This window comes from Streptomyces sp. NPDC024632, from assembly GCF_055559175.1.
The window spans coordinates 330,988-357,977 of record NZ_JBVHLD010000009.1 but is presented as its reverse complement, the minus strand read 5'-3'; the positions used below and the strand labels follow the sequence as shown (position 1 = coordinate 357,977).

Genomic DNA, 26,990 nt, shown 5'->3' with positions numbered 1-26,990 from the left:
GGGCCCGGCGTGCACCACGGACACCCCATCGGCACGGACAGAATCGAGCCACCGTTCGTGAACAGCACCACCGCAGGGGCCGCTCCGCCCCGGATGATCGCCAGCGCCCAGCAGTACGGCGCGCGCGGGTGGCGAGTCCTGCCCCTGCACCACCAGGTCGACGGCCGATGCACCTGCGGCAACCCGAAGGCCGACCCGAAACACGACTACCGCCAGGGCGGAAAGCACCCCGTGCACGCCAGCTGGCAGAAGGACGCGAGCGCCAACTGGGCGACCATCGCCGACTGGTGGCGTGCCCGGCCAGCGGCCAACATCGGCATCGCCACGGGCGAGGCGTCCGGCGTCTTCGTCCTCGACGTCGACCCTGACAGCGGCGGCCTCGACAGCCTCACCGCACTCGAGGCGGTCCACGGCCGGATGCCCGCGACGTGGCGCGTCGAGACCGGCTCCGGCGGCCTCCACTTCTACTTCGCCTGGCCCGGCTTCAACCCGCGCAACAGCGCGGGGAAGCTCGGCGCTGGCCTCGACATCCGCGCGGACGGCGGCCAGGTCGTCGCTCCGCCGTCGGTGTCAGTCAAGGGCCCGTACACCGTCCGCGACGACACCCACCCCGCGCCCGCGCCCGACTGGCTCATCGAGATGATCCGTCCTCCCGCGCCGCGCCCGCCCCTGCCCCCGGGCTCGTTCACGGCGGCCGTCGGCAACCAGGACGCCTACACCCGCAAGGCTGTCCAAGCCGAGTGCGACGCCATCACCGGCGCGCTCGACGGGATGCAGAACGACACGATCAACCGGGCGGCCTTCAACGTCGGCACGCTCGTCGGCACCGGCGCGATCAGCGAGAGCGAGGCCCGCGAGGCACTGCTGTCCGCCGCCATCGCGGGCAACCACCCGGAGGGCAGGGCGCGGGCGACCATCAATTCCGGGCTCACCAAGGGGATGCAGAGCCCCCGGCACCCGTGGCCGCCGGCGTCCCGGCGGGATGACACGGCAGCCCTGCGGGCGCTCGTCGCACCCGATGACGGGCCGCCGATCGACTGGAGCGACACGGAGGTGTCAGCGCCGCAGGACCCTGATTCTGTCAATTCTGTCAGGCACTCCGTAGGGGTAGAAGACGAGTGGGAAGAGCCCCTCTCGATCGACCGACCGCAGCTCACCCCGTTCCCGGTCAAACTCCTCGGCCCCGAGCTGGCGGCCGTCGTCGACGCGGTCACCGCACAGGTGCAGGTGGCTCCCGACATCCCCGCGATGATCGCGCTTGCGGCGATCTCGACGGCCGTCGGCGGCCGGGCTGTGGTCCGTATCCGCCCCGGCTGGTCCGAATCCACCTCGCTCTGGACAGCAACCGTCGCCGGCGCGGGCGAGCGCAAGAGCGCCGCTGAAGGCCCGTTCAGCGACGCGCTGCGCGCCATCGAGCGGGACCTCCAGGCGAAGGCCATCCCAGAGATCGAGGATGCCGAACAGCAGGTGAAGATTGCGCAGGCACGGCTGGAGGACGCCGAGAAAGCCGCCATCAAGGCGAAGGCGGACAAGCGAGAGCTACTGATGGACGAGGCCCGCCTCGCGAAGCGTGAACTCCGCGAGCTGGGCCCCGTCCCCGAGCCGCCGCGGCTCCTGTTCGGCGACATCACGCCGGCCGCCATGCCACTGCGAGCCGCGCAGCAGGGCGGCCGGATGGCCGTCATCCACTCCGAGGGCACGCTCATCAAGCAGATGGGCGGCCTCTACAACAGCGGCGCCTCCGACACCGGCTTCGCGCTCGACGCGTACGACGGCAAGGCGATGCCCGTCGACCGCATCGGCCGCGACTCGATCCAGATGGAAAGCGCCCACCTGGCAATCGGGCTGCTCGTCCAGCCGATCATCCTGGAGCAGCTCGGCCGCAAGAAGGACGACGAGATGCTGCACAACGGCTTCGTGCAGAGGTTCCTCTACGGCTTCCCGTCCTCGCGGCTGGGCTATCAGGACCCGCGCGGCTCCGTCCCCATCCCCGGCCTCCTGCTCGACGACCTGCGGGACCGGCTGCGCGCCCTCGTCAACAGGCTGTGGGCGAGCGTACTGGTGACGCCCGTCTCCTTCACGGACGAGGCCAGCGAGGCGATGTACGTGTTCCAGGAACAGATGCAGGAGCGGCTCCGCCGCGGCGGCGACCTGCACCAGCTGGCCTCGTGGGCGAGCAAGCTGCCAGGCAAGCTCGCCAGGGTCGCCGCCCTCATCACCCTGTACGAGGACCCGGCCGCCACGCAGGTGACAGTGGAGCGGCTGACCGACGCCCTCGCGCTGGCGCCGTACTTCATCACCCACGCCCGGCTGTGCCTGGACCTGATGGGCGCCAACCGCGACGCGAAGCTCATGCCCGCCCGCGACGTCCTGGACTGGCTGCGCCGTCGCAAGGAAGACAAGCGGCAGGAACCGTTCACCGTGCGGGACGCGCAGCGGGGCGTCGACGGCAACGCGTGGGGGCCGGACGGCGTCACCTCCGAGGCGGTCCAGGACGCCATCCACGTGCTCGCGGATCGAGGTTGGGTCGCCGCTCTTCCCACTCCGCCCCGGCCGGAAGGGCAGCGGGGCAGGGCCCCGAGCCCTCGCTTCCTGCCTCACCCCCTCGTCTGGGACGAGACATGGAAGAAGAAGTAAGTATCAGAAACACGCTTAAGGAGTGCCTGACAGAAATGACAGAAACCCCGAGCATCATCCCCGCCGCCCCCGGCTGGTACGTCCGCGAAGTCGAAGAGGACGTCGAGCACCTCGACCCTGTCGCCGCGTGGAAGCCCGCGACCGACTCCGACGGCAACGACATCCTGCTGCCGTTCGCCGATGGCGGCCCCGGCTTCCCGCCGACCGTGGTCAGCGCGGCGTCATTCAGGGAACTCAACCGAAGCGTCGTCTACCGGCCGAACTACGACCCGGCTCTCTGATCCCCGACCCCTGCATCCGAAGGAGCCACCCTCATGGAAACCTCGCCCACCGGTTGGTACGCCCTCTACCGCAGCACCACCGACACCGGACGCCAGTCGACGGGGCGAGCGCGCCCAGTCGACGGTTGGGACGCCGACGGCGTCGCCCTGGTCGTCGACGAGCGCACCGCCCGCCGCCGGCCCGCCGACGAATTCCCCAACTTCGCCCGGCTCCAGCGGACGCCGAGCATCGTCGCCGTACTCCCCGGGCAGGGCTGGTACGTCGCCTACGCGGACGATTCGATCCAGCCCGAGCCCGTCATCGGCTGGGTGATCGACTCCGCTGGCTACGGGGCACCGATGCTCACCGACAACGAGGGCACGGTCGAGGCTGGCGGCGAACTGCCCGAGGGTGGCTTCCTGGTCTGGCCCGGCGGCTCCCCGATGTCCAGCCCGTACCGGTCCCGTATCGAACCGGCCGACGAGGCAGGCACCGCCGACACGCAGGGGGGGCGGTGAACCACTGCGAGATGTGCGAGCAGCCCCAGGACGACGACGCGTACCTGTGCGCGGCGTGTTCGCGGGCCCTTGGCCAGGAGTTGGCGGCGATGCCGCACCTGTACCGCGATCTCGCCGAGGAACTGGTGCCGCTCGGGTCGAACTGGCCCCGCGGCAACGGCGGCCACGGCAGCCAGGCCGACGCGCCGATGCCGCTCGTCGAGCGCCCGCTGGTGCTGCGCGGCCCCGGCGGGATCGTCGGTGTCCTGGAGGACTGGCGGACCGCCCTGCACGACGACCGGCGGTGGGCGCCGCCGCGGCTGGCGCCGGGCGTGGAGCCCCGCGTGCACGCCGCGGTGAAGGGGCTCATCGCCGAGCTGCCGTGGATCGCCGCGTTCTGGCCGCAGGCGGGCGAATTCGCGCGGGAGATCCACGACCTGTACCGGGATGTCAGCTCGATCACGGCGCCGACTGAGCGGGTCGGCGTGCGCCTGGGGCACTGCCCGGCGCTCTATGACGGGGTGCTGTGCGGCGCGGTCCTACGGATGCCGCAAGGTGCTGACGCCATCGTGTGCGCCTGGTGCCAGGCGGAGTATCCGCAGCGGCTATGGCCCTGGCTCCGCAAGACCCAGGGAGAGATGGGCCACGCATCGTGATGTCAGTCCTGCGGGTCGTCTGGCCGGGCGGGAAGCTCGGCACCAGGCCGCCGCAGGTACCACTCGATGAAAGCCCGGATGGTCTCCGCGCGGTGGCGGTCGCCGACGAGTTCGCCGAGGTCGGTCCAGTCGTCGTCGGGGACGCGGATGACCCGGTTCGTGGTGTGTGTGTCCTTGGCGCGGCTGACCATTCGCCCAGGTTAGAGCTTGCATATGCATTGGTCGAGCGATCCCCTTGCCGTGCATATGCACACACTGCTAATTTGTGCATATGCACACCGACGCCGGGCCGGACCCGGAACATCACCGCGCGACCGTCCACCGCCGCGTCATCGGCGGCATCACGCTCTACCCGAAGCAGATCGCCAAGCTGGACGCCTTCGCGCAGAGCCGAGGTATCAGCCGTTCGGCCGCGATCCGCCAGCTCATCGACCAGCACGCCTGACCACCACAACGCAAGCGGCCCCGCCGCGGTGTCTCACCACCGCAGCAGGGCCTGACCGATCAACCTGACTACACCAGGAGACGGCTGACATGGATCTTTCCATGCCCGCGGGCACACCCGCACCCCCGCCCCGACGCCTCGTCGCCGCCGGGCTCATCCGCCAGTCCGGCGGACGCACCACCCGCGTCACCATCACCCCCGCCGGTGCCACCGGCAGCATCCGCCCCACCGGCGGAACCCGATGAGCGCGCCCCGCACCATCACGGTGCCCACCCGCGACCACGGCGACGTCACCATCCCCGAACCCGCCTGGTGCTGCGGCACCGGCCACGACGTACCGAACCTCCGCACCGAGATCGTCCACGAGAGCGACCCGATCGACGTCACCATCGGCACCGACCGCGGCCCCCGTCGCCTGCTCGAACTCATGCTGTGGCAGGAACCGTTCCCGCCCGTCTCCAGCCCGCACGGCTCGACCGTCCACGTCGTGGCCCGTCTGCTGGACGGCGACCACTTCGCGTACGACGTCGCCGGGCTCGAGGGCATGGTGACGGACCTCCTGGAGGCCGCCAACGCCGTGCGCCTGGTCGCCCGCCGCCTCCGCGTCGAGTACGCCCTCGGCGGTGGCCGATGACCGAGCACAGCCGTACCGAGCCAGCCGTCGACACCGCCGCGAAGGACACCCGCACCACGGGCGAGTCCACGTTGTCCAGCGATGTCATCGACCTGCTCGCCGCGATCCGCGACGCCCTGACCGTGCCCCGCGCTCACTGGGCACGCGACGACCAGGCCGCCCGCAACCGCCTCCTCAGCGAGCGCGCCACCTCCGCCCGCATCGCCCTCGACGGCATCCTCAACCGCGGCCACGACCTCGCGGGTGCCGCCGAGCGACTGGGCGAGCGCACCGAGGACAGCCCCGTCACCTACCCCCTGTGGCAGGCCGCCGAGCCGCCCGCGCCCCCGGCGTGCGCCGCCTGCCGTCGCCCGTTCGACGAGGCCGACACCCGGTGGGACGGCGCCGCTCAACAGCGCGACACCCCGTTCTGCCGGTCCTGCGTCGACCGCTGCCACGACTCCGAGATCGCCGACCACCGCTGCCCCGTCTGCCGGGACGGTGCCCGATGACCGGACGCCCCCTCACCCACACCCAGGCCGCCGTGCTCGGCACCGCCACCACCGCCATGATCGGCATCGGCGTCGTCGGCGCCTACGGCACCTTCTCCAACCTCCGCGCCACGTTCCCCGGCTCGACCGCGCTCGGTGCCGTCGCCGCCGGAGAAGGCGCGACGCTCATCCTGGCCCTGGTCTACGTCGGCCTCACGATGCTCGGCCAGTCCGCCCCCGCCCCCGTACGCCTCGGCCTGTGGGCGCTGCCCGCGGTCGCAGCCACCGTCGGCGCCGTAGCAGCCCACGGGATCACGGCCACCGTCGTCTACGCCATCACCCCGCTCGCCATGTGCACCGCCGCCGAAGGCGCCGGACTCCTCGCGCGCCGGATCGTCGTACGCACCACCGGGATCGACGTCGAGGCCGAACGCCGCGCGGCCACCGCCGTACGGCGCCTCGCCTACGAGCAGGCCCGCGCCTCCCGGCACCCCCTTGCGACCGTGCGCAAGATCGCGGCGCTGCGGGCCTGGCGCCTCGCCCGCCGAGTGGGTGAGGACGACACCGCGCTCGGCGAGCAACTGCTCGATGTCCAGCGCGTACGGCTCGTCGAGGGTGCCGACTCGGCCCTGAGCGCGATGTTCGCCCCCGCCGTCACGCCCGACCGTGACGCCGTGACGGCCACCGTGACGCCCGCCCTCGCCGCCGCCCCGGAGCAGCCCGCCGAGCCGTCGGTCGAGGCCGAGCCCGTCACGCCCGTGACGGAGCCCGTCGCGCAGGCCACCCCCACCACACAGACCGAGGACGAGCCCACCGTCACACTTGCCGAACTCGCCGCCGTCGCAGGCGTGACGGTCCCCGTGACGGGCCAACCCCTCAGTGACGCCCACCTCGACGTCGTCCTCCGCTGGCTCCGCTACCAAACCGACCCGCCGCTGTCCTACCGGCAGGCCGTGTCGGCGTTCCGGATCGCCGGATTCGTCGGAGCCGAAGACCGCGTCCGCCGCGCCTACGCCGCGCTCGTCGCCCGCGACGGAGACACGCACAGCGACTGACGCCGGGCTGCCCCGGTCACGGCCGCGCCACCCGCGCGGCCCTGGCCGAGGCTGCCCGACGCAGCCCGCAGACCGGCGAGCAGACCCGGCGAGCACCACGGTGCAGACCCGGCGAGCAGACCCGCGCGCGCCCCAGACCGGACACCCCGACTGGAGCACATCACCATGCTCACCCTGGCCTGCCTGGCCCTCTTCCTCACTGCCATGACCATCTCCGGCCTCTGGCTCCTTGCCGTCGACCGGCGAGCCCTCCGGCCCGTACTCACCACCGCCGCCATCGTCGTCGCCCTCGGCGGGTACCTCGCCGCCTTCCTCGCGCTGCGAGGCGGCCATGTCTGACCCGATCACGCCCACCCGCGTCATCCCCGCCGCCGAGCTGCCGCCCCGTCCGCCGACCGAGGCCGACATCCCGCCGTGGCGCACACCGCCCACGCCCCCGGCGCCCCCCGCCGCACCCCCGCCGCCGGGCGACATCACCATCACCCACCGGCACGTGCACGAGATCCTGCTGCCCGAGCCGGAGCCGGAGCCCACCCGGTGGGACCGCGCCTGGGCCCTGGCCCAGCGCCTCGGCCGGCCCTGGCAGCTCGCCGCCGCCCTCGCCCTCGCCTACGCGCCGATCCTGCCCCGCCGCTACAGCATCGCCGTCACCTGGGCGTACTGCGTCCAGACCACCCGCACCCAACAAGGCCCCGGCTTCGGCTACGCCCTCGGCATCGGTGCCCTCGCCGTCGCGGGATGGCTGGTCTACCGGCGCGCCACCGTGCCCCGGCTCACCGCCCTGGCCGTCACCGCCCTCGGTGCCCTGTCGGCCGCGAGCCTGTACGACCCGATCCTGTGGATCACCGGAGTGAGCCGATGACCGCCACCGGACTCACCCTCGCCGGCCTGACCGCCGCCGTCCTCGCCCTGCTCTGGGACCTCCGCCCCTGGTGGTCAGGCAAGCGCGACATGAAGCAGCTCGCACCGGTCGGAAAGGGCGCCCTGCTCGGCCTGGTCTCCGCCGTCTGCCCCGGCGGCATTCTCGGCTGGGCCCACGCCCACTCCGGGCAGGCCGCGAACATCGGCGGCGACAAGGTGACGGCCACCGCGACCGGCCTGCACACAACCGCCCCCGTCGAACACAGTGCGCTCGGCGGCCTGAACCAGCCCGGGGCGTGCGTCGTCGCCGTCATCGCCATCCTCATCGTCCTCACCTGGAAGAAAGCCGGGAAGACGGAGAAGTGGAAGATCGCCCGTGGGGCGTTCGCCGCGTCCGCTCTGTGCCTGACGGCCGGGGTGGTCGGTGCGTTGACGTGGCTGCCCGGCACGCTGAACTCGATCGGCGATTCGATCCAGGGGGCGCTGTGAACCACGCCGCCCGGATCGTCACCGGCTCCGCCGTCCTCGCCCGCCGCATCCGTGCCGACCTCGCCGCCTGGATCGCGTCCGGGCGCCGCCCGGACCTGACCGGCTGGCGTGCCGCCCTCGGCCCGCTCGCCCGGACCGCGCTCGTGCTCGCCCTCGGCTACGCCGCCGTACGGATCATCCGCGCCGCCCCCGTCCTGCTGTGGGTCCTCACCCCGGCCTGGCTCATCGCCGCCTACCGGAACGGCGCCCCCCTCGCCGCTGCCGAGGCCGAGTCGGAGGGCGTCGGCGAGGCGTCCCTCGGCGATCCCCGCGAGGACTTCGCCCGATGGCTCCTCACCCTCATCGGCGACCGCCCCGGCGTGCACCTCCGCGAGCTGTACCCCGCAATGCGCCTCCTGGACGGCCACCAAGGGCGGGACGACACCGCCCTCCGGGCCGCCCTCGGCACCCTCGGCGTGCGCGTCGAGAGGAGCCTCCGCGTAGGCCGCGTAGCGGGCCGCTCAGGGGTCCGCCGAAGCGACGCCGCCGCTCTCCTCTCCCCCACGGAGAGCGGCAGTGGAGAGCAGCCTGGAGACGCAGGTCAGAGCCCGGATTCTCCGTCGCTCTCCGCGCGTGGAGAGCGGGTGGAGAGCGCATGATCCGCCGCCTCCTCCACGACGTCCTGGCCGCCGACTACTGCTGGATCTGCGGCTGGTGGGCTCGCCCCGCCTGCGGACACACCACCCCCTGGCAGGTGAGCACCTTTCACCAATCGACCTCAACCGACCTGACGCCCAAGTAGGTTCACCTCATGACCAACAGCGACAACCTGCTCAAAGAGATCATCAAGCGCGTTGACGGTAGCGACGAGCGCTTCGACATCACCCTCACCGTCGGCGGCACAGTGATCACCGGAAAAATCATGCCGCGTACGGCATGGCTGGAAGCCAACATCGGCGTGCTCAACGAGACGGGCAGTAGATTCGCCCAGACATTTGCCCACGCGGGTGCCTCACTCGGGGAGGAGTTCGTTCACCTCGTCGAGGCCAAGTTCGTACGCGGCCCCGAGGTACCGCTTTCGGCTGGGCTAGGGCTTCTGCGCATCTCCCTCGACAAGGTGGACTCATGGTCCATCGGCAGGATGGATATCAAGCCTGCTTAGTAGGCCCGCGCTGATCCACACTGGGGGCATGGAACCGCTGTCCGTACCCCCAGGTCACATGTCCGCCCGGCAGGTCGCCGCCACCCTCGGCATCGGCCTGTCCGGCGTCCGCCAGCTCGTCGCCCGCGGCCGCCTGACGCGCGCCGGCGGATCCGCCCGGCAGCCCTGGTACGCGACCGACGACGTGCTCGCCATCCTCGCGACACGCGTTGCCGCTTGACACCAGGTCAGAGCGGTGTGACGATCTTTCCGCAGACGTATGTCCGCACGATGGACAACCCGAAGGCCCCGAGACCACACGGTCCGGGGCCTTCGTCGTACCCGCCAAGTCGAGTACGCCCCCCTACGAGCCGATGCACTTCGCAAGCCCCCGAAGTGCTCTCTCGCGCCGTACCGCTCCCCCCGGCTGGGCTGGTGAGATGCCTGGCATGCCCAAGTCGGGCGCACCAACAGGGGGGACACCACATGCGTCGCGTTCGCGCTGCCTTCACAGCCATCGCCACTGCCGGATTGATGGCCGCCGGCCTTAGTCTCGCGGCACCTGCCCAAGCGGCAGATAGCTGGGTCTACATCTCACTGCCCACCTGGTTGGGCAACTGCCCGGGCGGTGGATCCGTCAAGATGGTTTACCTCAGCGTCGGTGACACCTGGTCGACCGCCGGAGATGCCGGCGACGACATCGTCTACGCCAAGGTCCACCTGAACCAGTCCCAGTCCGTCACGGGCCAGGGGCTCTGCTACAAGGGCTCTCAGACGTACTACGGCCCGGCCTTCTACCAGGACATCACGCCCACCCGCCTGAAGCAGACTTGGTGGGTTGGCCCAGGGGGCAACAGCCACAACTAGGCACTGACGCAGCGGAGGCCCCGGCTCGACATGTCCGGGGCCTCTGGCACGTCACAACACCGTCACAGGCCAGACACGGCGTGACCGGTCCGCCCATTCTGGCCCGATGCGTACCCGACTCACCGCCGCGGCCCTCACCGCCGCAGCACTCCTCAGCCTCCCCGCCTGCTCGTCCCACACCAACAACGCAGAGCGCGACAAGTCCGCCGCCGACATCGCCGCCGCCGTAAGCAACTTGCAGACCGTCATGCAGGACGAGACCACGGCCGTCAAAGCAAAAGATGCCGACGCCAAGGCCAAGATCGAGAACGTCCAGCTCGTCGCCCAGGTAGAGCACGACCGGCTCGCGACGCTCGCGCAACGGGCACCCGCCGCCACCCAGGACTTCGCCGACGCCGCCGAGGCGTGGTCACGGGCCGTCGAAACATCCCGGACCGCCATCCTCGAACAGGCCGACGAGGGCACAAGCACAGCCGCGATCATGAACGTCAACCTGACCACCAAGACCATGGACGCAGAAGCGGCCGACCTGCACATCAGCCCCTGGCGCAAGCTCGATCAATACTGAACCGCCTACCGCCTCCACGGGGAGCGCATGCCACGGAGGTGACCCTGATGTCCCGTGCCGCACGCTGGCGCGTCTGCTCCGTGCCCGGCTGCCCCGACTACACCCAGGCCAGCCGCTGCCCCGAACACCAGCGCGCAGCCGAACAACGGCGCGGGACAGCACGGCAACGCGGATACGGCGGCCAACACGAGACCAGATTCCGGCCCAGCGTCCTCGCCCGTGATCCCGTCTGCACATGCCCCGGCTGCACGTCCTGCCAATCCGCAGGCGGCAGACGCTGCGGCCAGCCCAGCAAACACGCAGACCACTGGCCGAAGGACCGCCGCGACCTCGTCGACGCCGGTCAGGACCCCGACGATCCGCAGTACGGACGCGGCCTGTGCGGCCCCTGCCACAGCAGCCACACAGCGGCCGAGCAACCAGGAGGCTGGAATCGATGACCGAACCGCGACGCTTCTACCTCGACCGCGACACCGACGTCACCGGAGTCTCCGGTACCGGCCACGTCGCCGACGGCGTTCTCTGGCCCGACGGCACAGCCTCTGTGCGCTGGGTCGGGGAGCACCCGAGCATCGTCTTCTGGGACCGCGGTCGAGCCTCGGTCGAACTGATCCACGGCCACCAGGGTGCTACGCGAATCGTCTGGCTCGACCCGGATGCCAACACGGAGGGTGACCAGACCCCTGGGGGGTGACCCCTGGATCATGATCAGCGGCGGACCGCCGGGGAGGGACATAAAAATCTGTACGGGTCTGGGAATGACCCAGCCCAAGTCCTAGTCACGCTCTGTAATCGCGCTCGGCTGCAACGGCCGGGTCGCCCGACGTGCCGCAACGGCACCGTGGGGGTGATCAGCATGCCCGGAATGGGGCCTGCTCCGAAACCGAATGCACGTCGGCGCAACGCCACCGTGCCGATGGTCGAACTGCCTGCCGACGGCCGCCAGGGACCCGCCCCGGAATGGCCGCTGCTGCCGGACATCGTGCTCGCGACGCGGCGCGACACCGCGCAGCGCAAGACCGACGACCTCGAACTGTCCCTGCAAGAACCCGACCTGACCGCCCGGCAGCGCACGACGCTGACACGGAAGCTGGACGCCGCCCGCGAAGAGGCCACCATCCTGACGGCGCAACTCGCCGCGCAGGAGCGGGTGGAGGCGGAGGTGTGGGCCGAACTGTGGGCGCTGCCACAGGCCCAGGAGTGGGAGCGGCAGCGCTGGGTGCGCGAGGTCGCGCAGTACGTCCGGTGGAAAGCCCGCGCCGAGCAGGGCGACCTCGACGCGGCCAAGGAAGCCCGTCAGATCGGCGACCGCCTGGGGCTGACGCCGCTGGCGCTGCTACGGCTGCGCTGGAAGGTCACGGACGACGAGGCGGAGCAGGGCCGACCGCGTCGGCGTCCGGTGGGCAACCGCCGGCCGGACGACCCGCGGGCCGCCCTGCACGTGGTGGAGTGACGCCGTGGCCGTGCTGATGGTCCCGGCGCCGGACGAGGAGCCGTGGCCGACACTCGGCCCCCAGGTGTGCGACCTGATCGAGGAACGGGCGGTGCACGGGCCGGGCGCGTTGCGCGGCCGTCCGTACGTGCTCGATCCCGAGAAGCGGGCGCTGATCTACCGCTGGTACGAGGTTCACCCGCAGGGGCATCCGCGTGCCGGGAAACGTAGGTTCAAGCGCGTTGGCCTGTCGGTGCGGAAGGGCACCGCGAAGACCGAGCTGGCCGCCGCGGTGGCGTTCGCGGAGCTGCACCCGGACGGTCCGGTGCGCTGCGACGGGTTCGACGCAGCCGGGGAGCCGGTCGGAGTGCCGGTCTCCGACCCGTACATCCCGATGGTGGCGTACACCGAGGAGCAGACCGAGGAGCTGGCCTATGCGGCTTTGTACGTGATGGTCACCGAGGGCGATGACGTTGATCTGTTCGATCCGGGCCTGGACCGCATCATGCGGTGGGGTGGCTCGGGGCGAGCGGTACCGCTCGCGTCGTCGCCGGACTCGCGCGACGGCGCGCGTACGACGTTCCAGCACTTCGACGAGACGCACCGGTTCACGCTGCCGCGGCACCGTGAGGCGCATCAGACGATGCTGGCGAACATCCCGAAGATCATGCTGTTCGACCCGTGGTCGTTGGAGACCACGACGACTTACACGCCTGGCGAGGACAGCGTCGCGCAGGGCACGCACGAGTTCGCCGAGCTGATCACGGCGGGCAAGAGCCGGGACCAAACCCTGTTCTTCTTCCACCGCGAGGCTGCCCCCCGAGTCGACGAGGACCTGGACGACGAGGAGCAGATCCGGGCAGCGGTCCGGGAGGCCAGCGGGCCGAGCATCGCGGCGTGGCCGGACTTCGAGGGCCAGGTCGACGCGATCGTGGCCCTGTACAACGCGCCGGACACCGACCGGGCGTACTGGGAGCGCGTGTGGCTCAACCGGCGGGTGCAGGCCGGGCGGCAGGCGTTCGACGTGGCCCGCTGGGTGGACCTGGCGAGGCCCGAGCAGGCGCTGCCGAGGAAGGGCGAGCGGATCACGATCGGGTTCGACGGCGCCCAGTTCCGCGACGCGACCGCCCTGATCGCCACGCACTTGGCCACGGGGTTCCAGTGGCCGCTGGGCATCTGGGAGTGCCCGCCCGGCGCGAACGACCCCGGCGGGCCGGGCTGGGAGTGCCCTGAGGACGAGGTCGACGCCGCGTTCCTGGCCGCGTTTAAGACTTGGGACGTGGTCCGGGCGTACCTGGACCCGCCGTACTGGGAGGGCATGGTCTCCCGCTGGAAGGGCCTTAAGGGCGACAAGCGCGTCACCGAGTGGTGGACGAACCGCCCCAAGGCGATGGCCTACAGCCTGCGGTCCTACCAGGGCGCGATGAAGTCCGGCGAGCTGACGCACAACGGGGACGCGGTGTACGCGCGGCACGTCGCGAACGCCCGCCGACGCGTGCTGAAGATGCTCGACGAGCACGGACAGCCCCTGTGGGTGATCGAGAAGGAGCGGCACCAGTCGCCGCTGTCGATGGATGGTGCGATGGCAGGTTGCCTGTCGTGGGAAGCCCGGCAGGACGCGATCGCGGCCGGCCTGAACAAGCCGAAACGCCCCGGACGAATGGTGGTGATGCGCTGATGGCACCGCAGACCCCGGATGACTGGGTGACGTATCTGTCCCGTGTGCACGAGGCGAGCAGGGCGCGGCTGGAGGAGCTGAACCGCTTCTACGAGGGAAAGCAGCCGCTGGCGTACCTGCACCCGGAGCTGCTGGCGGAGTTGGGCGACCAGCTTCGCCAGGTGGTCATCAACTGGCCCCGCCTGGTGGTCGATTCACTGGAGGAACGCCTGGACGTCGAGGGGTTCCGGTTCGCGGTGCCCGGCTCAACCGCTGACGAGGCGGACGCGGACCAGTCGACGTCCGATGAACTGTGGCGGGTGTGGCAGGCCAACTCGATGGACGAGGCCGGGCAGCAGGCGCACGTGGACGCGATGGTCATGGGCCGCGCGTTCATGATCGTGGGGTCGCGGAACGGCGATGCGTCCACGCCGCTGATCACGGCGGAGTCGCCGCTCCAGGTGCAGGCGGACTGGGATCCCGCGACGCGGCAGGTGCGCGCGGCGTTGAAGCGTTGGCACGAGACGGACCCGCTGACCGGTGCCGTACTGGACCAGCACGCCACCGTGTACCTGCCGGACCGTACGGTCTGGTACGACCAGGTGGGGGCGGCGGCCTGGCGGCAGACCGACGAGGACGTGCACAAGCTCGGCGTCGTGCCGGTCGTGCCGCTGGTGAACCGACCCCGCATCCTCGCACCGCAGGGCCGCAGCGAGCTGGCGGACGTGATACCGCTGTCCGACGCCGCGTGCAAGGTGGCCACGGACATGATGGTGTCCGCGGAGTATCACGCGATGCCGCGACGGGTCGCCTTCGGCTTCGACGAGGACGACTTCACCGACGCGGACGGCAACAAGATCAGCATGTGGTCGCGGCTGACCGGCCGGATCTGGGCGACCGCGAAGAACCGCAAGAGCGGCGAGGACGGCGACGGCGCCGACGTGATCCAGTTCCCCGAGGCGAGCCTGGGGAACTTTCACGAGACCCTGAACGCCCTTGCCCGGCTGGTCGCTTCGGTGTCCGGGCTGCCTCCGCACTTCCTCGGCCTGGCCACGGACACCCCGCCCAGCGCGGACAGCATCCGCGCGGGCGAGATCCGGATCATCAAGCGGGCCGAGAGGGAGCAGCGGGCATTCGGCGGCGGCCATGAGGCCGTCAACCGGCTGGTGCTGCGGCTGATCACCGGCACGTGGGACCCGCGGGCGCTCTCCCTGGAGACCGTGTGGCGGGACCCGGCGACGCCGACCAGGGCGCAGCAGGCCGACGCCACGGTGAAGCTTGTGCAGGCCGGGATCATCCCGGTCGAGCAGGCCCGCGAGGACATGCAGTACACGATGGTGCAGCGGGAGCGGATGCGGCAGATGGACGAGGACGCCATGACCCGCGCCTCGCTCGCGGACCTGCACGCGCTCACCACCGCGCCCGAGCCGCGCACGGCGCCCGCGCCTGAGCCGGTCCCGTGAGTGCGGCCACGTCGATCCCCGAACAGGATCACGCCCAGGTGGTCGCCGCCTACGGTGCGAGCCAGCGCCGCGCGGTCCTGGCCGCCGAGCGGCAGGCGGCCCGCTGGTGGGCCGCGCTGGACACCGGCGATCTGACGGGGTCGTGGCTGCGTACCGTCGGCCCGGCCCTGGTACGGCTGCTGGCTGCCGCACAGCTGCTCGCGGCCCTTCCGGCGCAGACCTACGTGGACCGGATGGTGGCCGCGGACGGGCTGACCTCGCAGTACGAGGCGGGCGCGTCCAGGGTGGTGGCCCGTGCGCTGTCCGGTGTGGCGGCGGACGGGCGCGATCTGGAGAGCCTGCTGTATCTGCCGGTGATCCGTACCAAGACGCTGCTGGGCGGCGGGGTGACGCTGCCGGAGGCCATGCTCGCCGGACAGTTCGAGGTGCGGCGCATCGTGGCCTCGGAGGTCGCCGATGCAGGCCGCGGGAGTTTCAGCGCCGCGGTGATGGCGAACCGCACGGTCATCGGGTACGTGCGGTGCATCCGGCCGGGCGCCTGCTCGCGGTGCGCGATCCTCGCCGGGCGCTGGTACCGGTACGACGCGGATTTCGACCGGCACAAGCGGTGCCAGTGCTACGGCGTCCCGGCCACCGATGCCCGGCCCGGCCGCCGTACGGACCCGATGGCGTTCTTCCGGGGGCTGTCGACCGCTGAGCAGGACCGGCGTTTCGGCCGCGGCGGGGCGCAGGCGATCCGGGACGGCTCGGACATTTACTCCGTCGTCAACGCCTCCCGGTCGGTACAGACGCTCGATGCCTACGGGCGGCGGGTGTTGGCGACGTTGGAGGGCACCACCCGGCGCGGCGATTTCTACCGGCAGATGCTCCGCGAGACCGAACGGCGCACCGGGCAGCGCTTCGCCCGTAACCGCTACGACCTGGAGCGGGGCCTGCCCCGGTTCCACCTGCGGACGCCGCGGCTGATGCCGGGCGAGATCTACCGCCTGGCCGCAGGCGACCGCTCCGAGGCGATCCGCCTGCTGCGGCGGTTCGGCTACCTGACCTGACCTGGGCGCAACGCCCCGGCCCTGAACTCCTGCAACGGGAGCACCTGATGAGCACACCCCCCGACCCGACACCACCGGCCGACCCGGCTGGCGGCCCGACACCACCGGCCGACCCGGCGAAGGACCCGGCACCGGACCCGAAGCCCGCAACGGGCGACGGAGATCCGGCGCTCGGCCCTGCCGGGGAGAAGGCCCTCGCCGCGTGGAAGGACCGCGCGAAGGCCGCCGAGAAGCTGGCCGCCGACCAGGCCGCGCAGCTCCAGGCGGCCGAGGACGCGAAGAAGACCGAGGCGGAGAAGCTGGCCGACCGGGCCAAGGCCGCCGAGGACCGCGCCGCGCAGGCGACCCAGCTCGCCGTCGCCTCGAAGGTAGAGGCCCTCGCGACGGGCAAGTTCGCGGACCCCTCCGACGCAGTCGAGGCGCTGAAGGGCGGCGCCTTCACCACCGACCAGGGCGGCATCGACGCCGACGCCATCAAGGCGGCGGTGGACGACCTGCTCACCCGAAAGCCGCACTGGGCGGCCGGAGCGGGCGGCCCGTCCGCTCCGAAGCCGGACCCGTCGCAGGGCGCGCGTCCCGGCGGCACACCGACCCTCGCGCAGCAGATTGCCGAGGCCGAGGGGAAGGGCGACGTGCGGCGCGCTATCGCGTTGAAGTCGCAGCAACTCCGCGAGACCAAGTAGGCACCGGCGGTCGCCGGGCGCCGACCCGACAACGTACGAAGGAGGGCGCCGTATGGCGACCGTCACCGGGCAGGGGACGACATACAACCTGCCCAACTACCACGGGCAGCTCTACCAGGTCACCCCGACCGAGACGCCGTTCCTGTCCGCGATCGGCGGTCTGACCGGCGGTCGGCGCACCAAGAGCGTCGAGTTCGAGTGGCAGACCATGGACCGCCGCAGCTCCAGCGCCGGGAACACGGCGCTGGAGGGCGCCAACGCGCCGACCGGCACCGCCCGCTCCCGCGCCAACGTCTCCAACCTGGTGGAGATCCACCAGTCTGCGGTGGAGGTGTCCTACACCCGGCAGGCGGCCACGTCGCAGTACAACGGTGTGAACATCGGGCAGGACGACAACCCGATCACCGACGAGCTGACCACGCAGATCATGGCCGAGCTGGAGGCCATGGCTGTCGACGTCGAGATGTCGTTCCTGAACGGCGCTTACAACAAGCCGACCGACAACACCACGAAGCGCAAGACCAGGGGTCTGCTCCCGGCGATCACGACCAACGTGAACGCCAACGGGGGCACCGGCCGGGCGATCTCCAAGGACATCATCAATGCCACCCTGGCGACGATGTTCGGCAACGGCGCGCGGCTCACCCAGGACACCACGGTTCTGATGTGCGGTCCGGCTCAGCGCGTGGCGGTCACCAACGCCTACGCGACGGCCACGCTGAACCAGCCGACCATGTCGCGGACCGTCGGCGGTGTGGCGATCGACACGATCGTGACCGACTTCGGGACGTTCGGGCTGATGACGAACCGGTGGATGCCCGTCGGGCAGCTCGCCGTCGCGGACCTCAGCGTGTGTGCTCCGGTGTGGCTGGAGATCCCCGGCAAGGGCCTGCTGTTCGCCGAGCAGCTCGCCAAGGTCGGAGCGTCGGAGAAGTGGCAGCTCTACGGCGAAGTGGGCCTGGAGTACGGCCCGGAGAACTACCACGGTCTGATCAAGGACCTTCTCTGATGGCCGCCACGGGCACCGGGACGGTGCGGTTCGTCAGCAGGTACGCGGCCCTGGTACTCCAGGACGAGGACGGGATCTGGGCTCAGTTCGAGCACGGCGTGCTGGAGACGGCCGACGCCGCGCTGATCAAGCGCCTCCGCGCGCTGGACGCCGAGGTGTCCGGGGTCGGCGAGGACGCCGCCGAGCAGGAGCCTCCGGCCAGCAGCAGTGCGCCGGCCAAGTCCGCGTCCAAGGGCGACTGGGTGGCTTGGGCGGTCCGGTGTGGCGCCGACCAGGCCGAAGCCGAGGCGCTGACCCGCGACCGGCTCGCCGAGCTGTACGGGGACGCGACGCCGAAGGAGTGAGGGACGTGGCCGACTTTGCCACCGTGGACGACGTGAACGGGCGCCTGATCGGCCGCGACCTCACCGACACCGAGCGCGAGAAGGCCCCGGCGCTGCTCGCCGACGCGTCCGCGATTATGCGGGAGCGCGTGCCGGACATCGACGCCCGGCAGCCGATCACGGCCAAGGGCGTGTGCTGCGCGATGGTGCTCCGCGTGATCCTCAACCCGGAGGGCAAGCGCCAGCAGTCGATCGACGACTACTCGTACACCACCGACTCGGCCCGCAGCTCCGGGGAGCTGTACCTGTCGGCGCAGGAACTCGCCCAGCTCCAGCGGCGGACCGGCGGCGCCTTCAGCATCGTGCCTGGGTGCTCACCGTGAGCGCGATGGACACCGCGGCGGCCGGTAGGGCGGCGGCCGAGGAGCAGATGACGGACACCTGCCGGATCGAGCGCACGGGGCCGGTCGTGACGGAGCAGGACGGTACGGACAGCTCGCCCGTGGTGGTGCTCTACGAGGGGCGGTGCCGGATCAAACCGGCCGGGACCGCCGCGGTGATCCCCAGCGTGACGGCGGCGGCCGAGACGTGGCAGCACAAGCTGTCCATCCCCTTCGCCGCAGCCGCCGAGGTCCGGGCGTTCGACGCCGTGATCATCACGTCGTCCGCCGATGCCAGCTACCAGGGCCTGCGCTTGCAGGTCCGCAACATCGACAGGGGCACGCACATCACGGCGCGGCGGATCTGGTGTACGGAGGTGTCGAGATGACCGGCGGCGGCGGTATTCATCTGGTGGGCCTGGACGCCCTGGTCGCGGACCTGTCCTCGTCGTCGCCGCGGCTGGTGGCCAACGCCACCACCGCGGTGGCGGTGACGTCCCGCAAGATCCAGCAGGCGGCCCGGCAGCGGGTGCGCGGCCACAGGTACCTGCCGCAGTACCCGATGAGCATCACGTACGACGTGCGGGGCGGTCCGCTGGGCGTCGTCGGGGAGATCGGCCCGGACAAGAACCGGCCGCAGGGCGCGCTCGGCAATTTGGTCGAGTACGGCTCGGCTAACAATGCGCCGATCGAGCACCTGGGCCCCGCGCTGGAGGAGCACGCCGACGACCTGCTGCACGGGGTCGAGATCGCGCTGCACCAGGCGCTGCGGTGACCGCCGTCGACCGCCTGATCGACGCGCTGCGCGTGGCGGGCCTGAGGGTGGGGGACGGCGAACCCCGAGACAAGGACGGCCGGATCACCGGCCGGTACTGCGTGGTCCGGCCGCGCACGGAGACGCGCGGCGACGGCACGGCGGCCGATCCGAACGCCGACCGGCACCCCGAGGTGCAGGTCACCGCTGTGGGGCCGTCCCGGCTCGCGGCCGACCAGGTCGCGGAGGCCGCCCGCACGGTGGCGCTCGGGGACCTGGTCCCGCCCGACGGCTGGTCCTGGCAGCAGTGCGCGGTGTACGTGACCGGCACCGGCACCGTCCCGGAGTCCTCCACCGACCCCACTGCCCCGGAGAGCCCGGCGTTCTTCCGGACGGACGTCTACCGGTACTTCCTCACCCCGGCCTGACCGCCGGACCCCGCCTTCCTTCTTTCTTTTCCGTCTCGTCTGAGGAGTGATCTGCCATGCCCGAGAGCCGGGTCGTCATGACCCATCCGACGCTGCCCGACGCCGGCCCGGTCGAGGTCGGCCGTCTGCAATTCGAGCGCGTGTACTCGCAGCTCGGCTGGCAGGAGGCCGCCGGGGAGCAGTCCGCGGTCGAGGAGCCGCCCGCCCCGGACCCCGCAGGCGCGGTGTCCCGCAAGTCGTCCAGGACCACCGATCCGGCCGTGACGCCGGACAGTACGAAGGAGAGCTGACATGCCACGCTTTGGCACAACCGGCAAGATCGCGGCGATCTGGTGCACGACGATCGCCGACCCGAAGGTGCCGACGGTCGCCGAGCTGACCGCCGGGGTGAAGCTGGCCGGTTTCATGACCCGCGACGGCCTCAAAACGCCGTCGTCCGGCAACACGATCGAGGCCGGTGACGCAGGGAGCCGGTTCAATAAGACGGCGCCCGGCACGTACGGGGGTGACGCGGGAGAGTTCACCGCGCACCGCGACTCTCTCGGCACCGCTGACCTGGCCTGGACGACGATGGTGCGGGACGCCATCGGGTTCCTGGTCGTCGCTCGTATGGGTTTTCACCAGAGCGTCACCACGGGCCTGGGTACCTCGGATGGCACGCCGACGGTCGGTGACCGGTGCGAGGTGTACCCGTCGACCGTGATCTCCCGCGCCCCGTCGGACATCGCGGAGAACGAGACCGCGAAGTTCACCTCGCAGCTCGCGTTCACCGGGGAGCCGGAGCAGGACGCCGTCGTGGCGGCGGGGGCCTGACGTGACCGATACGACGATCGTGCCGGAGACCTTCACCGGCATCCCGCCCGCCGCAGCCGCCGCCGCACCCATCGCAGTTACCGCCGCGGCGGTGGCCGGCGGGCAGCCGGTGATGCTCTCCCAGGTCGCCGCCCGGATCCAGCGCCCGCGGCTGCCTGTGCCGTTGTATCTGGACGCCGAGGCGGCCTCGCAGATCGAGGAGGCCGAGCAGGCCCTGAATCGGGCCATCGAGTACGACAAGACCGCCAACGACCCGGACACGGCTCCGGCGCTGGCCCGGCACCTGCGGGACCTGGAGGACGCCGCGGAGGCGTCCAAGGCCGTCTTCGTGCTCCAGGCGCTGCCGCACCGCACCTACCAGAAACTGCGGGCCCTGTACCCGCCGACGGCCGAGCAGATCGAGGCCGCAGGCAAGCGGGCGGGCGAGGACCGGGAGCCTGCGTTCGACCCGGACACCTTCGCCCCGGCACTGGTCCGCGCCCAGCTCATCGAACCCGCCGTCGACTCCGACGCCGTGTTCGACGCGTTTTGGGACGGGCTGTCCGACGGTCAGCTCAACCAGCTCTGGACGACGGGGCTCACGGTGCAGATGGGGGTCACCGACCCCGGCCCAAAATCCGAGACCGCATCCGACGTTCTGCGGTCCTTCGGGATCAACTGAACTACTGCGCCCCCCGCGGGATCCCGTACAGCGAGTTCATGGGCCGCGTGGCTGTGCCGGGTGAGCCGCGGTGGACGCCGGAGGACACGGCGTTGGCCGTGGAGTGGCAGCGGCTCCAGGACGAGACCTGCCGGGGCTGCGGGCAGCTCATGGCCGAGTCTCTGGACGAGGCCAGCGAGTACGAGGTCCACCGCATCGTGTGCTTCGGCTGCCGCGAGCGGGAGTACGCGGAGGAAGCCGACGCCACGTCGACCGCGGTCGACACCGCAGGACGGAAGATCACCGTCGTGCCCGTCGGGCGCCGCCCGGACGTCCCCGACCTGACCCCGGCCGCGACAGGCGGGTGAGGCACCACCACAACTGAACAGGGGGCGGCGATGACCGAACGCACCGTACGGGTACGGGTGATGGCGGAGCTGGGCGCCTACGTCCCGCAGGTGACGCGGGCGACCGGCACCACCGTGCGCTTCGGCGAGGCGGCTGTGGTGGCGGGGCGCGGGGTGCGGGCGATGGGCGCGGACGCTGCGGCGTCCCGTGCCGGGCTGACCGCGGCCGGGGTCGGGGCACGCGGGGGCGCGGCGGGACTGCGGGAGGCCCAGGCCGCTGCTCTGGCCACCGGCCGCACGGTCCGCAGCACGGGGGCGACCGCAGCCGGGACCGCGACGGGGTTCGGGCGGATGGGCGCCGCCGCCCGCAACGGGCTCGGCTCGGTGCGCTCGGGGGCGTCCGCCGCCCTGGCGCCGGTCAAGCACCTGGGGCTGCTGCTCGCCGGGGGCGCGATCCTCTACGGGCTGCACGACATCGTCCACCAGGGCAACGAATACACCGACAGCATGAACAAGTTCCTGGAGGTCACGCGCGCCTCGGGGGCGGAGATGGCGTCCGCAGGGCGGGAGGCGCAGGCCCTCGGCGCGGACATGAAGCTCCCGTCGGCGACGGCGGCGGAGTCCGCCGATGCGATGGTCGACCTGGCCAAAGCTGGGCTCGGGGCGCAGGACGCGATCAAGGCCGCCCGCGGCACGATCCAGTTGTCCGCCGCCGCCCGGACCGATGTCGCCACGTCGGCCCGGATTGAGGGCGACGTGATGGATCAATTCGCCCTGAAATCGACGGAGGCCGCGCACGTCGCTGACGTCCTCGCCAACACGTCGAATTCGGCGTCTGGCGAATTGATGGATATCTACTACGCGATGAAATACGTCGGGCCGACGGCGCATTCGCTCGGTATCAGCCTCGATGATGTCGCCACCGCTGTGGGCCTGCTCGGCAAGTCCGGGATCATCGGTGAGACGGCGGGCACTTCCCTGCGGGGTGCGCTGGTCAATTTGGCCAAGCCGACGAGGCAGATGCGGACCGGCCTGAAAGAGCTGAACATTCAGGCGTTCGATTCGCAGGGCCGTTTCAAGGGCCTCGAATACATTATTACGAAACTGCACACTGCGCAGGAGCATTTGACGCAGCAGCAGTTCACCGCTGCTGCGGCGATGGCTTTCGGTAAACCGGCGCTTTCGGCTATGACGGCACTCGCGCACCAGGGCGGGGAGGCTTTTCAGCAATTCGGCATGCAGGTGTCGCGGGCGGGTGGTGCGGCGGCCATCGCCGCGGCGGAGTCCAAGGGCCTGGGCGGCGCGATGCGGGGCCTGGGCAAGCAGCTCACCTCGGTGTTCCTCCAGGTGTATCTCGGGGTCGCCCCGAGCCTGGAGGGCATCACCCGCAAGATGTCGGGGTCGGTGTCCGCCGCGATCCCCTACGTCAGGCGCGGCATCCGCACCGCGGGTGACCTGTGGTCGCTGTACGGGCCTGCCGTCGAGGACAAGCTGGGCCGAGCGAAGGCGAGGATCGGGCGCGCGGCCGAGGGCTTCGCCGACCCGGTTAAGCACGCCCTGGCGGGCGGCGCGGTCACGGCCGTGCCGCTCGTGATCACCTCCGTGGAGTCCGTCGAGAAGGCCCTGCACAACGCCGGTCAGGCCGCGGGACCGCTGACGTCCGGGCTGCACGACGCGTTCACCTCGGTGTCCTCCGGCGCCGGGGCGATGGGCGTGCTCGCCGAGCGCACCCAGGTCGTGGTCGGCACGGCGGGCGACCTGACCGCGATCTTCGGCCCGCTCGGGCACATGGTCGGCGGGCTCGCGCACGATTTCGCGGCGCTGCCCGGCCCGATCCAGCTCAGCGTGCTGTCGATGCTGGCGATGCGGCCGTTCCGGTCGCAGGTCACCGGCATGCAGAACGCTGTCACCGCCTTCGGCCGTCGCGGCGTCACCGCGTTCCGCGGCATCGGGGACGCGTCGCTGTACCAACGGGTCCAGGCCGCGAACGCGGGCATCATGTTGTCCCGCATGGGCGGGATCATGGCCGAGGTCGAGACCCGCAGCCGAACCTTCCGGGCGATGGGCGATTCCTTCCGGTCGACGTCGGGGAGCATCCAGGCCGCCGGCGGGCGGCTCGCCGGATTCCGTGCCACCGCCGCAGGGACCGCGACCGCGATCGGCGTCGGGGCGGGCCGGGGTCTGCTCGGCGCCGGCCGCGGACTCGTCAGCTTCCTCGGCGGCCCGTGGGGCCTGGCCATCGGCGGCGCCATGATCGGCCTGGACATGCTCGCGAAGAAGCACCAGGCCGCCGCGGCGGCCGAGCAGGCACACCAGCAGCGGATCTCCGGCCTGACCCAGGCGCTCCAGGACTCCAACGGCGCCGTCAACGCGTCCGTGCGGGCGACCGCCGCGCAGACCCTCCAGGACACCAAGCTCCGCGACGGCAAGACCCAGCTCATGGATGTCATGAACAAGAGCGGCGTCAGCCTGAAGCAGCTCACCGACGCCTACCTGGGCGGGGAGTCGAGCGTCACCAAGCTCCAGAAGAGCCTGCTGGAGGCGGCCACGGCCGGTGCCAAGTCCAAGGGCCCGATGGACTCGACGGTGCAGGCGCAGGTGCGGGCGGCGCAGACTCTCGGTGACCTCTCCCGCGAGGTCCCGGACGCGGTCCGCAAGCAGAAGGACCTTGCGGCTGCCGCGAGAGATGGCGGGTCGGCGGCCGACAGCGCGACGTCGCCGACGGCCCGGCTGAAGGACGCCATCAGCACCCTCGGCAAGTCCGAATCGGACGCGGCGACGAAGGCATCCGCCCTGCACACCGCGCTCGACCTGCTGTCCGGCGGTGAGCTGGACGTGCAGGCTGCCACCGCCGACATGAACCGGGCAGTCCTCGACCTCAACTCGATGTGGAAGGACGGCATCGACAACACCAAGGGCTACAAGGAACAGCTCTTGCAGGTCGACGGCAGCCTGAACACCACCTCGCAGAACGGGCAGGAGCTGTTCAACAAGCTCCAGTCGCTCAACTCCGCCACCGCGGGCGCGGCTCAGGCGACGTACGACTACGCGAGGGCGACCGGCACGTCGGTGCCCGAGGCCCTGACGCTGGCCGAGAAGAGCATGCAGACCGCCTACGACGCGGCGGTCAGGGCCGCCCGCGGCTTCGGGCTGACCACCGAACAGGCGCAGATCCTCGCCGTCCAGATGGGCTTCATCCCGTCCAATTTGGCGATCACCCTGAGCACGGAGGGCCTGACCGACACCGAGAAGGACCTGCTCTATGTGCAGGGCCTGGCGGGGCACCTGCCCAAGGGCGCCACGGTGAAGGTGACCGCGCTGACGACCGATGCCGTCAAGGACATCGAGTCCGTGGGCTTCAAAATCCACACGCTGCCGGGCGGACGGCAGATGGAGATCACCGCGCCGACCGCCAAGGCCGCCAAGGCCCTGGACGACCTGATCGCGATCCGCATCCCCGGCAAGACCGCCCGGGTCGACGCGGACACCGGCCCGGCCGTCCGCGACCTGGAGGCGGTGGAGAAGAAGCTCGCCGGGGTGCCCGCGGGGAAGCGGATCACGGTCACCGCGCCGTCGAGGGAACTGATCGCGGCGCTGAAGGAGATCGGCCTGAAGGTCAGCACACTGCCCGGGAAGAAGATCCAGGTCACGGTGCCGACCGCTGGCGCGAAGGCCGCGGTGGACGACATCAAGCGGTACCTGGCGTCCGTGCAGGACAAGCACATCACGCTGACCACCGAGAACCGCACCATCTACACCGGCAAGGGCGGCCGCGGCCCGAACGCGAACGCCGACGGCAACATCTACCGCGCCTACGCCGGGGGCGGCGTCGAGAACCACGTCGCGCAGATCGCACCCGCCGGGGCGATGCGTCTGTGGGCGGAGCCGGAGACCGGCGGCGAGGCATACATCCCGCTCGCGCCCGGCAAGCGGGCGCGGTCGACGGCGATCCTGCGGCAGGTTGCGAAGAGCTTCGGGTACGACCTGGAGCGCTTCGCCGAGGGCGGCATCATGGCGCTCGCGGGCGGCGGCGCCCTGTCCGGCTTCACCTACAGCCCCGCCCAGCCCGCCAGCACGTTCGGGGCCGGGGCGGGTATGGACCGCTACGACGCCGCCGTGCAGAAGCTGAAGGACGCCCTCGACAAGCTGGCCACCGCGACCTCGACGGCGGCGACGAAGTCGAGGGCGCTGAAGGACGCTCAGGCCAAGGAGACGCAGACCCGGAAGGACGGGGTGCGGAAGGTCAGCCAGGCCGAGGCGAATCTGGCCCGCGTGCGGTCGGGGAAGCACACCGCCAAGCAGCTCGCGGACGCCGAGGACCGCCTGACCAACGCCCGCGCGGCGGCCCGCAAGGCGAACGCGGCGGCGGCGAAAAACACGGCGAAGGCCCGCTCGGCGTCGACCGCGGCGGCCAAGACGGTCACCGCCGACCGCAAGGCCGTCAACTCGGCTGACGCGGCGCTCGGCTTGAAGGGAGGAGCCAAGGCGCCGACCGGCTTCAACCTCGCCGGGTACAGCAAGCAGCTCGCGGCAGCAGCGGCGGCGAACGCCGCGTGGGAGAAGAACCTGGCCACGATCGGCAAGAAGGCCGGTGCGGACGTCGCAGGCACGCTCCGCGACATGGGCGAGGACGGTCAGGCCCTGGTCGCCGCGCTCGCCAAGGCCAGCGGCAGGAGCTTCACGGACATCGTGAACAACCTGAAGAAGCTCGCACCGACCGCGACGGCGACGCTCACGGACTACACCAACCAGCTCAAGACGGCTGCCAGCAGCTCGAAGAGCTTCCAGGACAACCTCTTGAAACTGGCCTCGATGGGCTATGGGGACCTCGCGGCGCAGCTCGCCGCGCAGGGTGACGACAATGCGGCCGCCATCGCGGCGGCTGCGGTGAAGTCCCCGTCCGGGGCATCGTCGGCCAATGCGGCGGCGAATGCCGCGGCGAGCGCCCTGTCTCCGGAGGACCTGTCCAACGCGCTGACCCTGATCGGTGTGCTCCGCTCCCATCCGGGGGCGGGCATCGCCGACGTGATCGCGGCGGGCCTGGACTGGGGCACCATCCGCGCCCTGGTCCCGAAGCTGGGCGCGCAACTCGCGTCGCTGCCGCCCGCTGATACGGCGGCGTTCCTCGCGCAGGTCGCCGGCCAAGGCGCTGCGGGCGGCGTCGCGATGGCACGCGGCGGAATCCTCGACAAGCCCACCACGGTCCTCGCGGCCGAAGCGGGGCACACCGAGTCGTGGATCCCGTGGAACGGGTCCGCCAGGTCCAGGGCGCTGCTCGCGAAGACCGCGTCGGCGTTCGGATACCACCTCACCCCCGTACGGCAGGCGGCACCGGCCCCTGTCGTGCAGCACACCACCACCCGGCACAACGAGGTGCACCTGCACGGTGCCCGGCAGTCGAGCGCCGAGCAGGCGTCCGACCTCGTACGCCATTTGGCGTTCCTCGTCTGAC

Annotated in this window: 36 protein-coding genes; 35 read left to right on the top strand and 1 reads right to left on the bottom strand. The window is 71.2% G+C overall.

Going from position 1 to position 26,990, the window contains the following annotated elements:
* Window positions 1–57: 57 nt before the first annotated feature.
* The 4 genes from ACZ37P_RS21305 to ACZ37P_RS21290 are packed head-to-tail and all read left to right on the top strand — an operon-like array spanning window position 58 to window position 4,051.
* Window positions 58–2,637 (top strand): DUF3987 domain-containing protein, encoded by a 2,580-nt coding sequence (locus tag ACZ37P_RS21305; protein WP_467348075.1) that lies wholly within the window; start codon window positions 58–60, stop codon window positions 2,635–2,637.
* A gap of 35 nt (window positions 2,638–2,672) precedes the next feature.
* A complete protein-coding gene (locus tag ACZ37P_RS21300) occupies window positions 2,673–2,918 on the top strand; it encodes a hypothetical protein (RefSeq protein ID WP_467348073.1) in 246 nt (81 codons plus the stop codon).
* Window positions 2,919–2,951: 33 nt separating this feature from the next.
* Window positions 2,952–3,416 carry a hypothetical protein gene (locus tag ACZ37P_RS21295; RefSeq protein WP_467348071.1) on the top strand — a complete coding sequence of 155 codons (465 nt, stop codon included), beginning with the start codon at window positions 2,952–2,954 and terminating at the stop codon, window positions 3,414–3,416.
* 11 nt (window positions 3,417–3,427) lie between these two features.
* Window positions 3,428–4,051, top strand: coding sequence for a hypothetical protein (locus ACZ37P_RS21290; protein ID WP_467348070.1), 624 nt, complete (start codon window positions 3,428–3,430; stop codon window positions 4,049–4,051).
* 2 nt (window positions 4,052–4,053) lie between these two features.
* Here the strand turns inward: ACZ37P_RS21290 and ACZ37P_RS21285 are convergent, their stop codons facing one another.
* On the bottom strand, window positions 4,054–4,242 hold the full coding sequence (locus ACZ37P_RS21285; RefSeq protein ID WP_467348069.1) for a hypothetical protein: 189 nt from the start codon (window positions 4,240–4,242) through the stop codon (window positions 4,054–4,056).
* Between the two features lie 80 nt (window positions 4,243–4,322).
* Here ACZ37P_RS21285 and ACZ37P_RS21280 point away from each other — a divergent pair, with 80 nt between their 5' ends.
* The 31 genes from ACZ37P_RS21280 (at window position 4,323) to ACZ37P_RS21130 (ending at window position 26,989) form a co-directional block, all read left to right on the top strand.
* Window positions 4,323–4,496 carry a ribbon-helix-helix domain-containing protein gene (locus tag ACZ37P_RS21280; protein ID WP_467348067.1) on the top strand — a complete coding sequence of 58 codons (174 nt, stop codon included), beginning with the start codon at window positions 4,323–4,325 and terminating at the stop codon, window positions 4,494–4,496.
* 89 nt (window positions 4,497–4,585) lie between these two features.
* A complete protein-coding gene (locus ACZ37P_RS21275; protein ID WP_467348065.1) occupies window positions 4,586–4,741 on the top strand; it encodes a hypothetical protein in 156 nt (51 codons plus the stop codon).
* On the top strand, window positions 4,738–5,130 hold the full coding sequence (locus ACZ37P_RS21270; protein ID WP_467348063.1) for a DUF6907 domain-containing protein: 393 nt from the start codon (window positions 4,738–4,740) through the stop codon (window positions 5,128–5,130). The genes ACZ37P_RS21275 and ACZ37P_RS21270 overlap by 4 nt, the downstream gene beginning before the upstream one ends.
* Window positions 5,127–5,621, top strand: a complete 495-nt coding sequence (locus tag ACZ37P_RS21265) for an RING finger protein (protein ID WP_467348061.1) — start codon at window positions 5,127–5,129, stop codon at window positions 5,619–5,621. Before ACZ37P_RS21270 ends, ACZ37P_RS21265 begins: the two co-directional genes overlap by 4 nt.
* A complete protein-coding gene (locus tag ACZ37P_RS21260) occupies window positions 5,618–6,655 on the top strand; it encodes a hypothetical protein (protein WP_467348059.1) in 1,038 nt (345 codons plus the stop codon). The genes ACZ37P_RS21265 and ACZ37P_RS21260 overlap by 4 nt, the downstream gene beginning before the upstream one ends.
* 165 nt (window positions 6,656–6,820) lie before the next feature.
* Complete coding sequence (locus tag ACZ37P_RS21255) at window positions 6,821–6,994, top strand: hypothetical protein (protein WP_467348057.1); 174 nt, start codon at window positions 6,821–6,823, stop codon at window positions 6,992–6,994.
* The gene (locus ACZ37P_RS21250) at window positions 6,987–7,517 is read left to right on the top strand and encodes a hypothetical protein (protein ID WP_467348056.1); all 531 of its coding nucleotides are present in this window, start codon (window positions 6,987–6,989) and stop codon (window positions 7,515–7,517) included. The genes ACZ37P_RS21255 and ACZ37P_RS21250 overlap by 8 nt, the downstream gene beginning before the upstream one ends.
* Complete coding sequence (locus tag ACZ37P_RS21245; RefSeq protein ID WP_467348055.1) at window positions 7,514–8,005, top strand: hypothetical protein; 492 nt, start codon at window positions 7,514–7,516, stop codon at window positions 8,003–8,005. Before ACZ37P_RS21250 ends, ACZ37P_RS21245 begins: the two co-directional genes overlap by 4 nt.
* Window positions 8,002–8,643, top strand: a complete 642-nt coding sequence (locus ACZ37P_RS21240) for a hypothetical protein (protein ID WP_467348053.1) — start codon at window positions 8,002–8,004, stop codon at window positions 8,641–8,643. Before ACZ37P_RS21245 ends, ACZ37P_RS21240 begins: the two co-directional genes overlap by 4 nt.
* Window positions 8,640–8,786 carry a hypothetical protein gene (locus tag ACZ37P_RS21235; protein ID WP_467348051.1) on the top strand — a complete coding sequence of 49 codons (147 nt, stop codon included), beginning with the start codon at window positions 8,640–8,642 and terminating at the stop codon, window positions 8,784–8,786. Before ACZ37P_RS21240 ends, ACZ37P_RS21235 begins: the two co-directional genes overlap by 4 nt.
* 9 nt (window positions 8,787–8,795) lie before the next feature.
* Entirely contained in the window at window positions 8,796–9,146 is a 351-nt protein-coding gene (locus ACZ37P_RS21230; protein WP_467348049.1) for a hypothetical protein, read from the top strand.
* 28 nt (window positions 9,147–9,174) lie between these two features.
* On the top strand, window positions 9,175–9,366 hold the full coding sequence (locus ACZ37P_RS21225) for a hypothetical protein (RefSeq protein WP_467348048.1): 192 nt from the start codon (window positions 9,175–9,177) through the stop codon (window positions 9,364–9,366).
* A gap of 401 nt (window positions 9,367–9,767) precedes the next feature.
* Window positions 9,768–9,992 (top strand): hypothetical protein, encoded by a 225-nt coding sequence (locus ACZ37P_RS21220; RefSeq protein WP_467348047.1) that lies wholly within the window; start codon window positions 9,768–9,770, stop codon window positions 9,990–9,992.
* Window positions 9,993–10,098: 106 nt separating this feature from the next.
* Window positions 10,099–10,560, top strand: a complete 462-nt coding sequence (locus ACZ37P_RS21215; protein ID WP_467348045.1) for a hypothetical protein — start codon at window positions 10,099–10,101, stop codon at window positions 10,558–10,560.
* A 436-nt stretch (window positions 10,561–10,996) separates the two neighbouring features.
* A complete protein-coding gene (locus tag ACZ37P_RS21210) occupies window positions 10,997–11,254 on the top strand; it encodes a hypothetical protein (RefSeq protein ID WP_467348043.1) in 258 nt (85 codons plus the stop codon).
* Window positions 11,255–11,476: 222 nt separating this feature from the next.
* Complete coding sequence (locus tag ACZ37P_RS21205) at window positions 11,477–12,013, top strand: hypothetical protein (RefSeq protein ID WP_467348042.1); 537 nt, start codon at window positions 11,477–11,479, stop codon at window positions 12,011–12,013.
* 4 nt (window positions 12,014–12,017) lie between these two features.
* The gene (locus ACZ37P_RS21200) at window positions 12,018–13,670 is read left to right on the top strand and encodes a terminase (protein WP_467348040.1); all 1,653 of its coding nucleotides are present in this window, start codon (window positions 12,018–12,020) and stop codon (window positions 13,668–13,670) included.
* Entirely contained in the window at window positions 13,670–15,112 is a 1,443-nt protein-coding gene (locus ACZ37P_RS21195; protein ID WP_467348039.1) for a phage portal protein, read from the top strand. The genes ACZ37P_RS21200 and ACZ37P_RS21195 overlap by 1 nt, the downstream gene beginning before the upstream one ends.
* Complete coding sequence (locus ACZ37P_RS21190; RefSeq protein WP_467348038.1) at window positions 15,109–16,161, top strand: VG15 protein; 1,053 nt, start codon at window positions 15,109–15,111, stop codon at window positions 16,159–16,161. The genes ACZ37P_RS21195 and ACZ37P_RS21190 overlap by 4 nt, the downstream gene beginning before the upstream one ends.
* Before the next feature lie 47 nt (window positions 16,162–16,208).
* Complete coding sequence (locus tag ACZ37P_RS21185) at window positions 16,209–16,844, top strand: hypothetical protein (RefSeq protein ID WP_467348036.1); 636 nt, start codon at window positions 16,209–16,211, stop codon at window positions 16,842–16,844.
* A gap of 52 nt (window positions 16,845–16,896) precedes the next feature.
* A complete protein-coding gene (locus ACZ37P_RS21180) occupies window positions 16,897–17,853 on the top strand; it encodes an SU10 major capsid protein (RefSeq protein ID WP_467348034.1) in 957 nt (318 codons plus the stop codon).
* Window positions 17,853–18,197, top strand: a complete 345-nt coding sequence (locus ACZ37P_RS21175) for a hypothetical protein (protein WP_467348032.1) — start codon at window positions 17,853–17,855, stop codon at window positions 18,195–18,197. The genes ACZ37P_RS21180 and ACZ37P_RS21175 overlap by 1 nt, the downstream gene beginning before the upstream one ends.
* 5 nt (window positions 18,198–18,202) lie before the next feature.
* Window positions 18,203–18,559 carry a Gp19/Gp15/Gp42 family protein gene (locus tag ACZ37P_RS21170; protein ID WP_467348030.1) on the top strand — a complete coding sequence of 119 codons (357 nt, stop codon included), beginning with the start codon at window positions 18,203–18,205 and terminating at the stop codon, window positions 18,557–18,559.
* Entirely contained in the window at window positions 18,547–18,945 is a 399-nt protein-coding gene (locus tag ACZ37P_RS21165; protein ID WP_467348028.1) for a DUF6093 family protein, read from the top strand. Before ACZ37P_RS21170 ends, ACZ37P_RS21165 begins: the two co-directional genes overlap by 13 nt.
* Complete coding sequence (locus tag ACZ37P_RS21160) at window positions 18,942–19,331, top strand: hypothetical protein (protein ID WP_467348026.1); 390 nt, start codon at window positions 18,942–18,944, stop codon at window positions 19,329–19,331. Before ACZ37P_RS21165 ends, ACZ37P_RS21160 begins: the two co-directional genes overlap by 4 nt.
* The gene (locus tag ACZ37P_RS21155) at window positions 19,328–19,738 is read left to right on the top strand and encodes a hypothetical protein (protein ID WP_467348025.1); all 411 of its coding nucleotides are present in this window, start codon (window positions 19,328–19,330) and stop codon (window positions 19,736–19,738) included. Before ACZ37P_RS21160 ends, ACZ37P_RS21155 begins: the two co-directional genes overlap by 4 nt.
* Before the next feature lie 56 nt (window positions 19,739–19,794).
* Window positions 19,795–20,028, top strand: coding sequence for a hypothetical protein (locus tag ACZ37P_RS21150; RefSeq protein WP_467348023.1), 234 nt, complete (start codon window positions 19,795–19,797; stop codon window positions 20,026–20,028).
* Between the two features lies 1 nt (window position 20,029).
* Window positions 20,030–20,551, top strand: coding sequence for a phage tail tube protein (locus ACZ37P_RS21145; RefSeq protein ID WP_467348022.1), 522 nt, complete (start codon window positions 20,030–20,032; stop codon window positions 20,549–20,551).
* Between the two features lies 1 nt (window position 20,552).
* Complete coding sequence (locus ACZ37P_RS21140; RefSeq protein WP_467348020.1) at window positions 20,553–21,212, top strand: hypothetical protein; 660 nt, start codon at window positions 20,553–20,555, stop codon at window positions 21,210–21,212.
* Window positions 21,213–21,250: 38 nt separating this feature from the next.
* A complete protein-coding gene (locus tag ACZ37P_RS21135; RefSeq protein WP_467348018.1) occupies window positions 21,251–21,559 on the top strand; it encodes a hypothetical protein in 309 nt (102 codons plus the stop codon).
* A gap of 30 nt (window positions 21,560–21,589) precedes the next feature.
* Window positions 21,590–26,989, top strand: coding sequence for a phage tail tape measure protein (locus ACZ37P_RS21130; protein WP_467348016.1), 5,400 nt, complete (start codon window positions 21,590–21,592; stop codon window positions 26,987–26,989).
* Window position 26,990 lies beyond the last annotated feature (1 nt).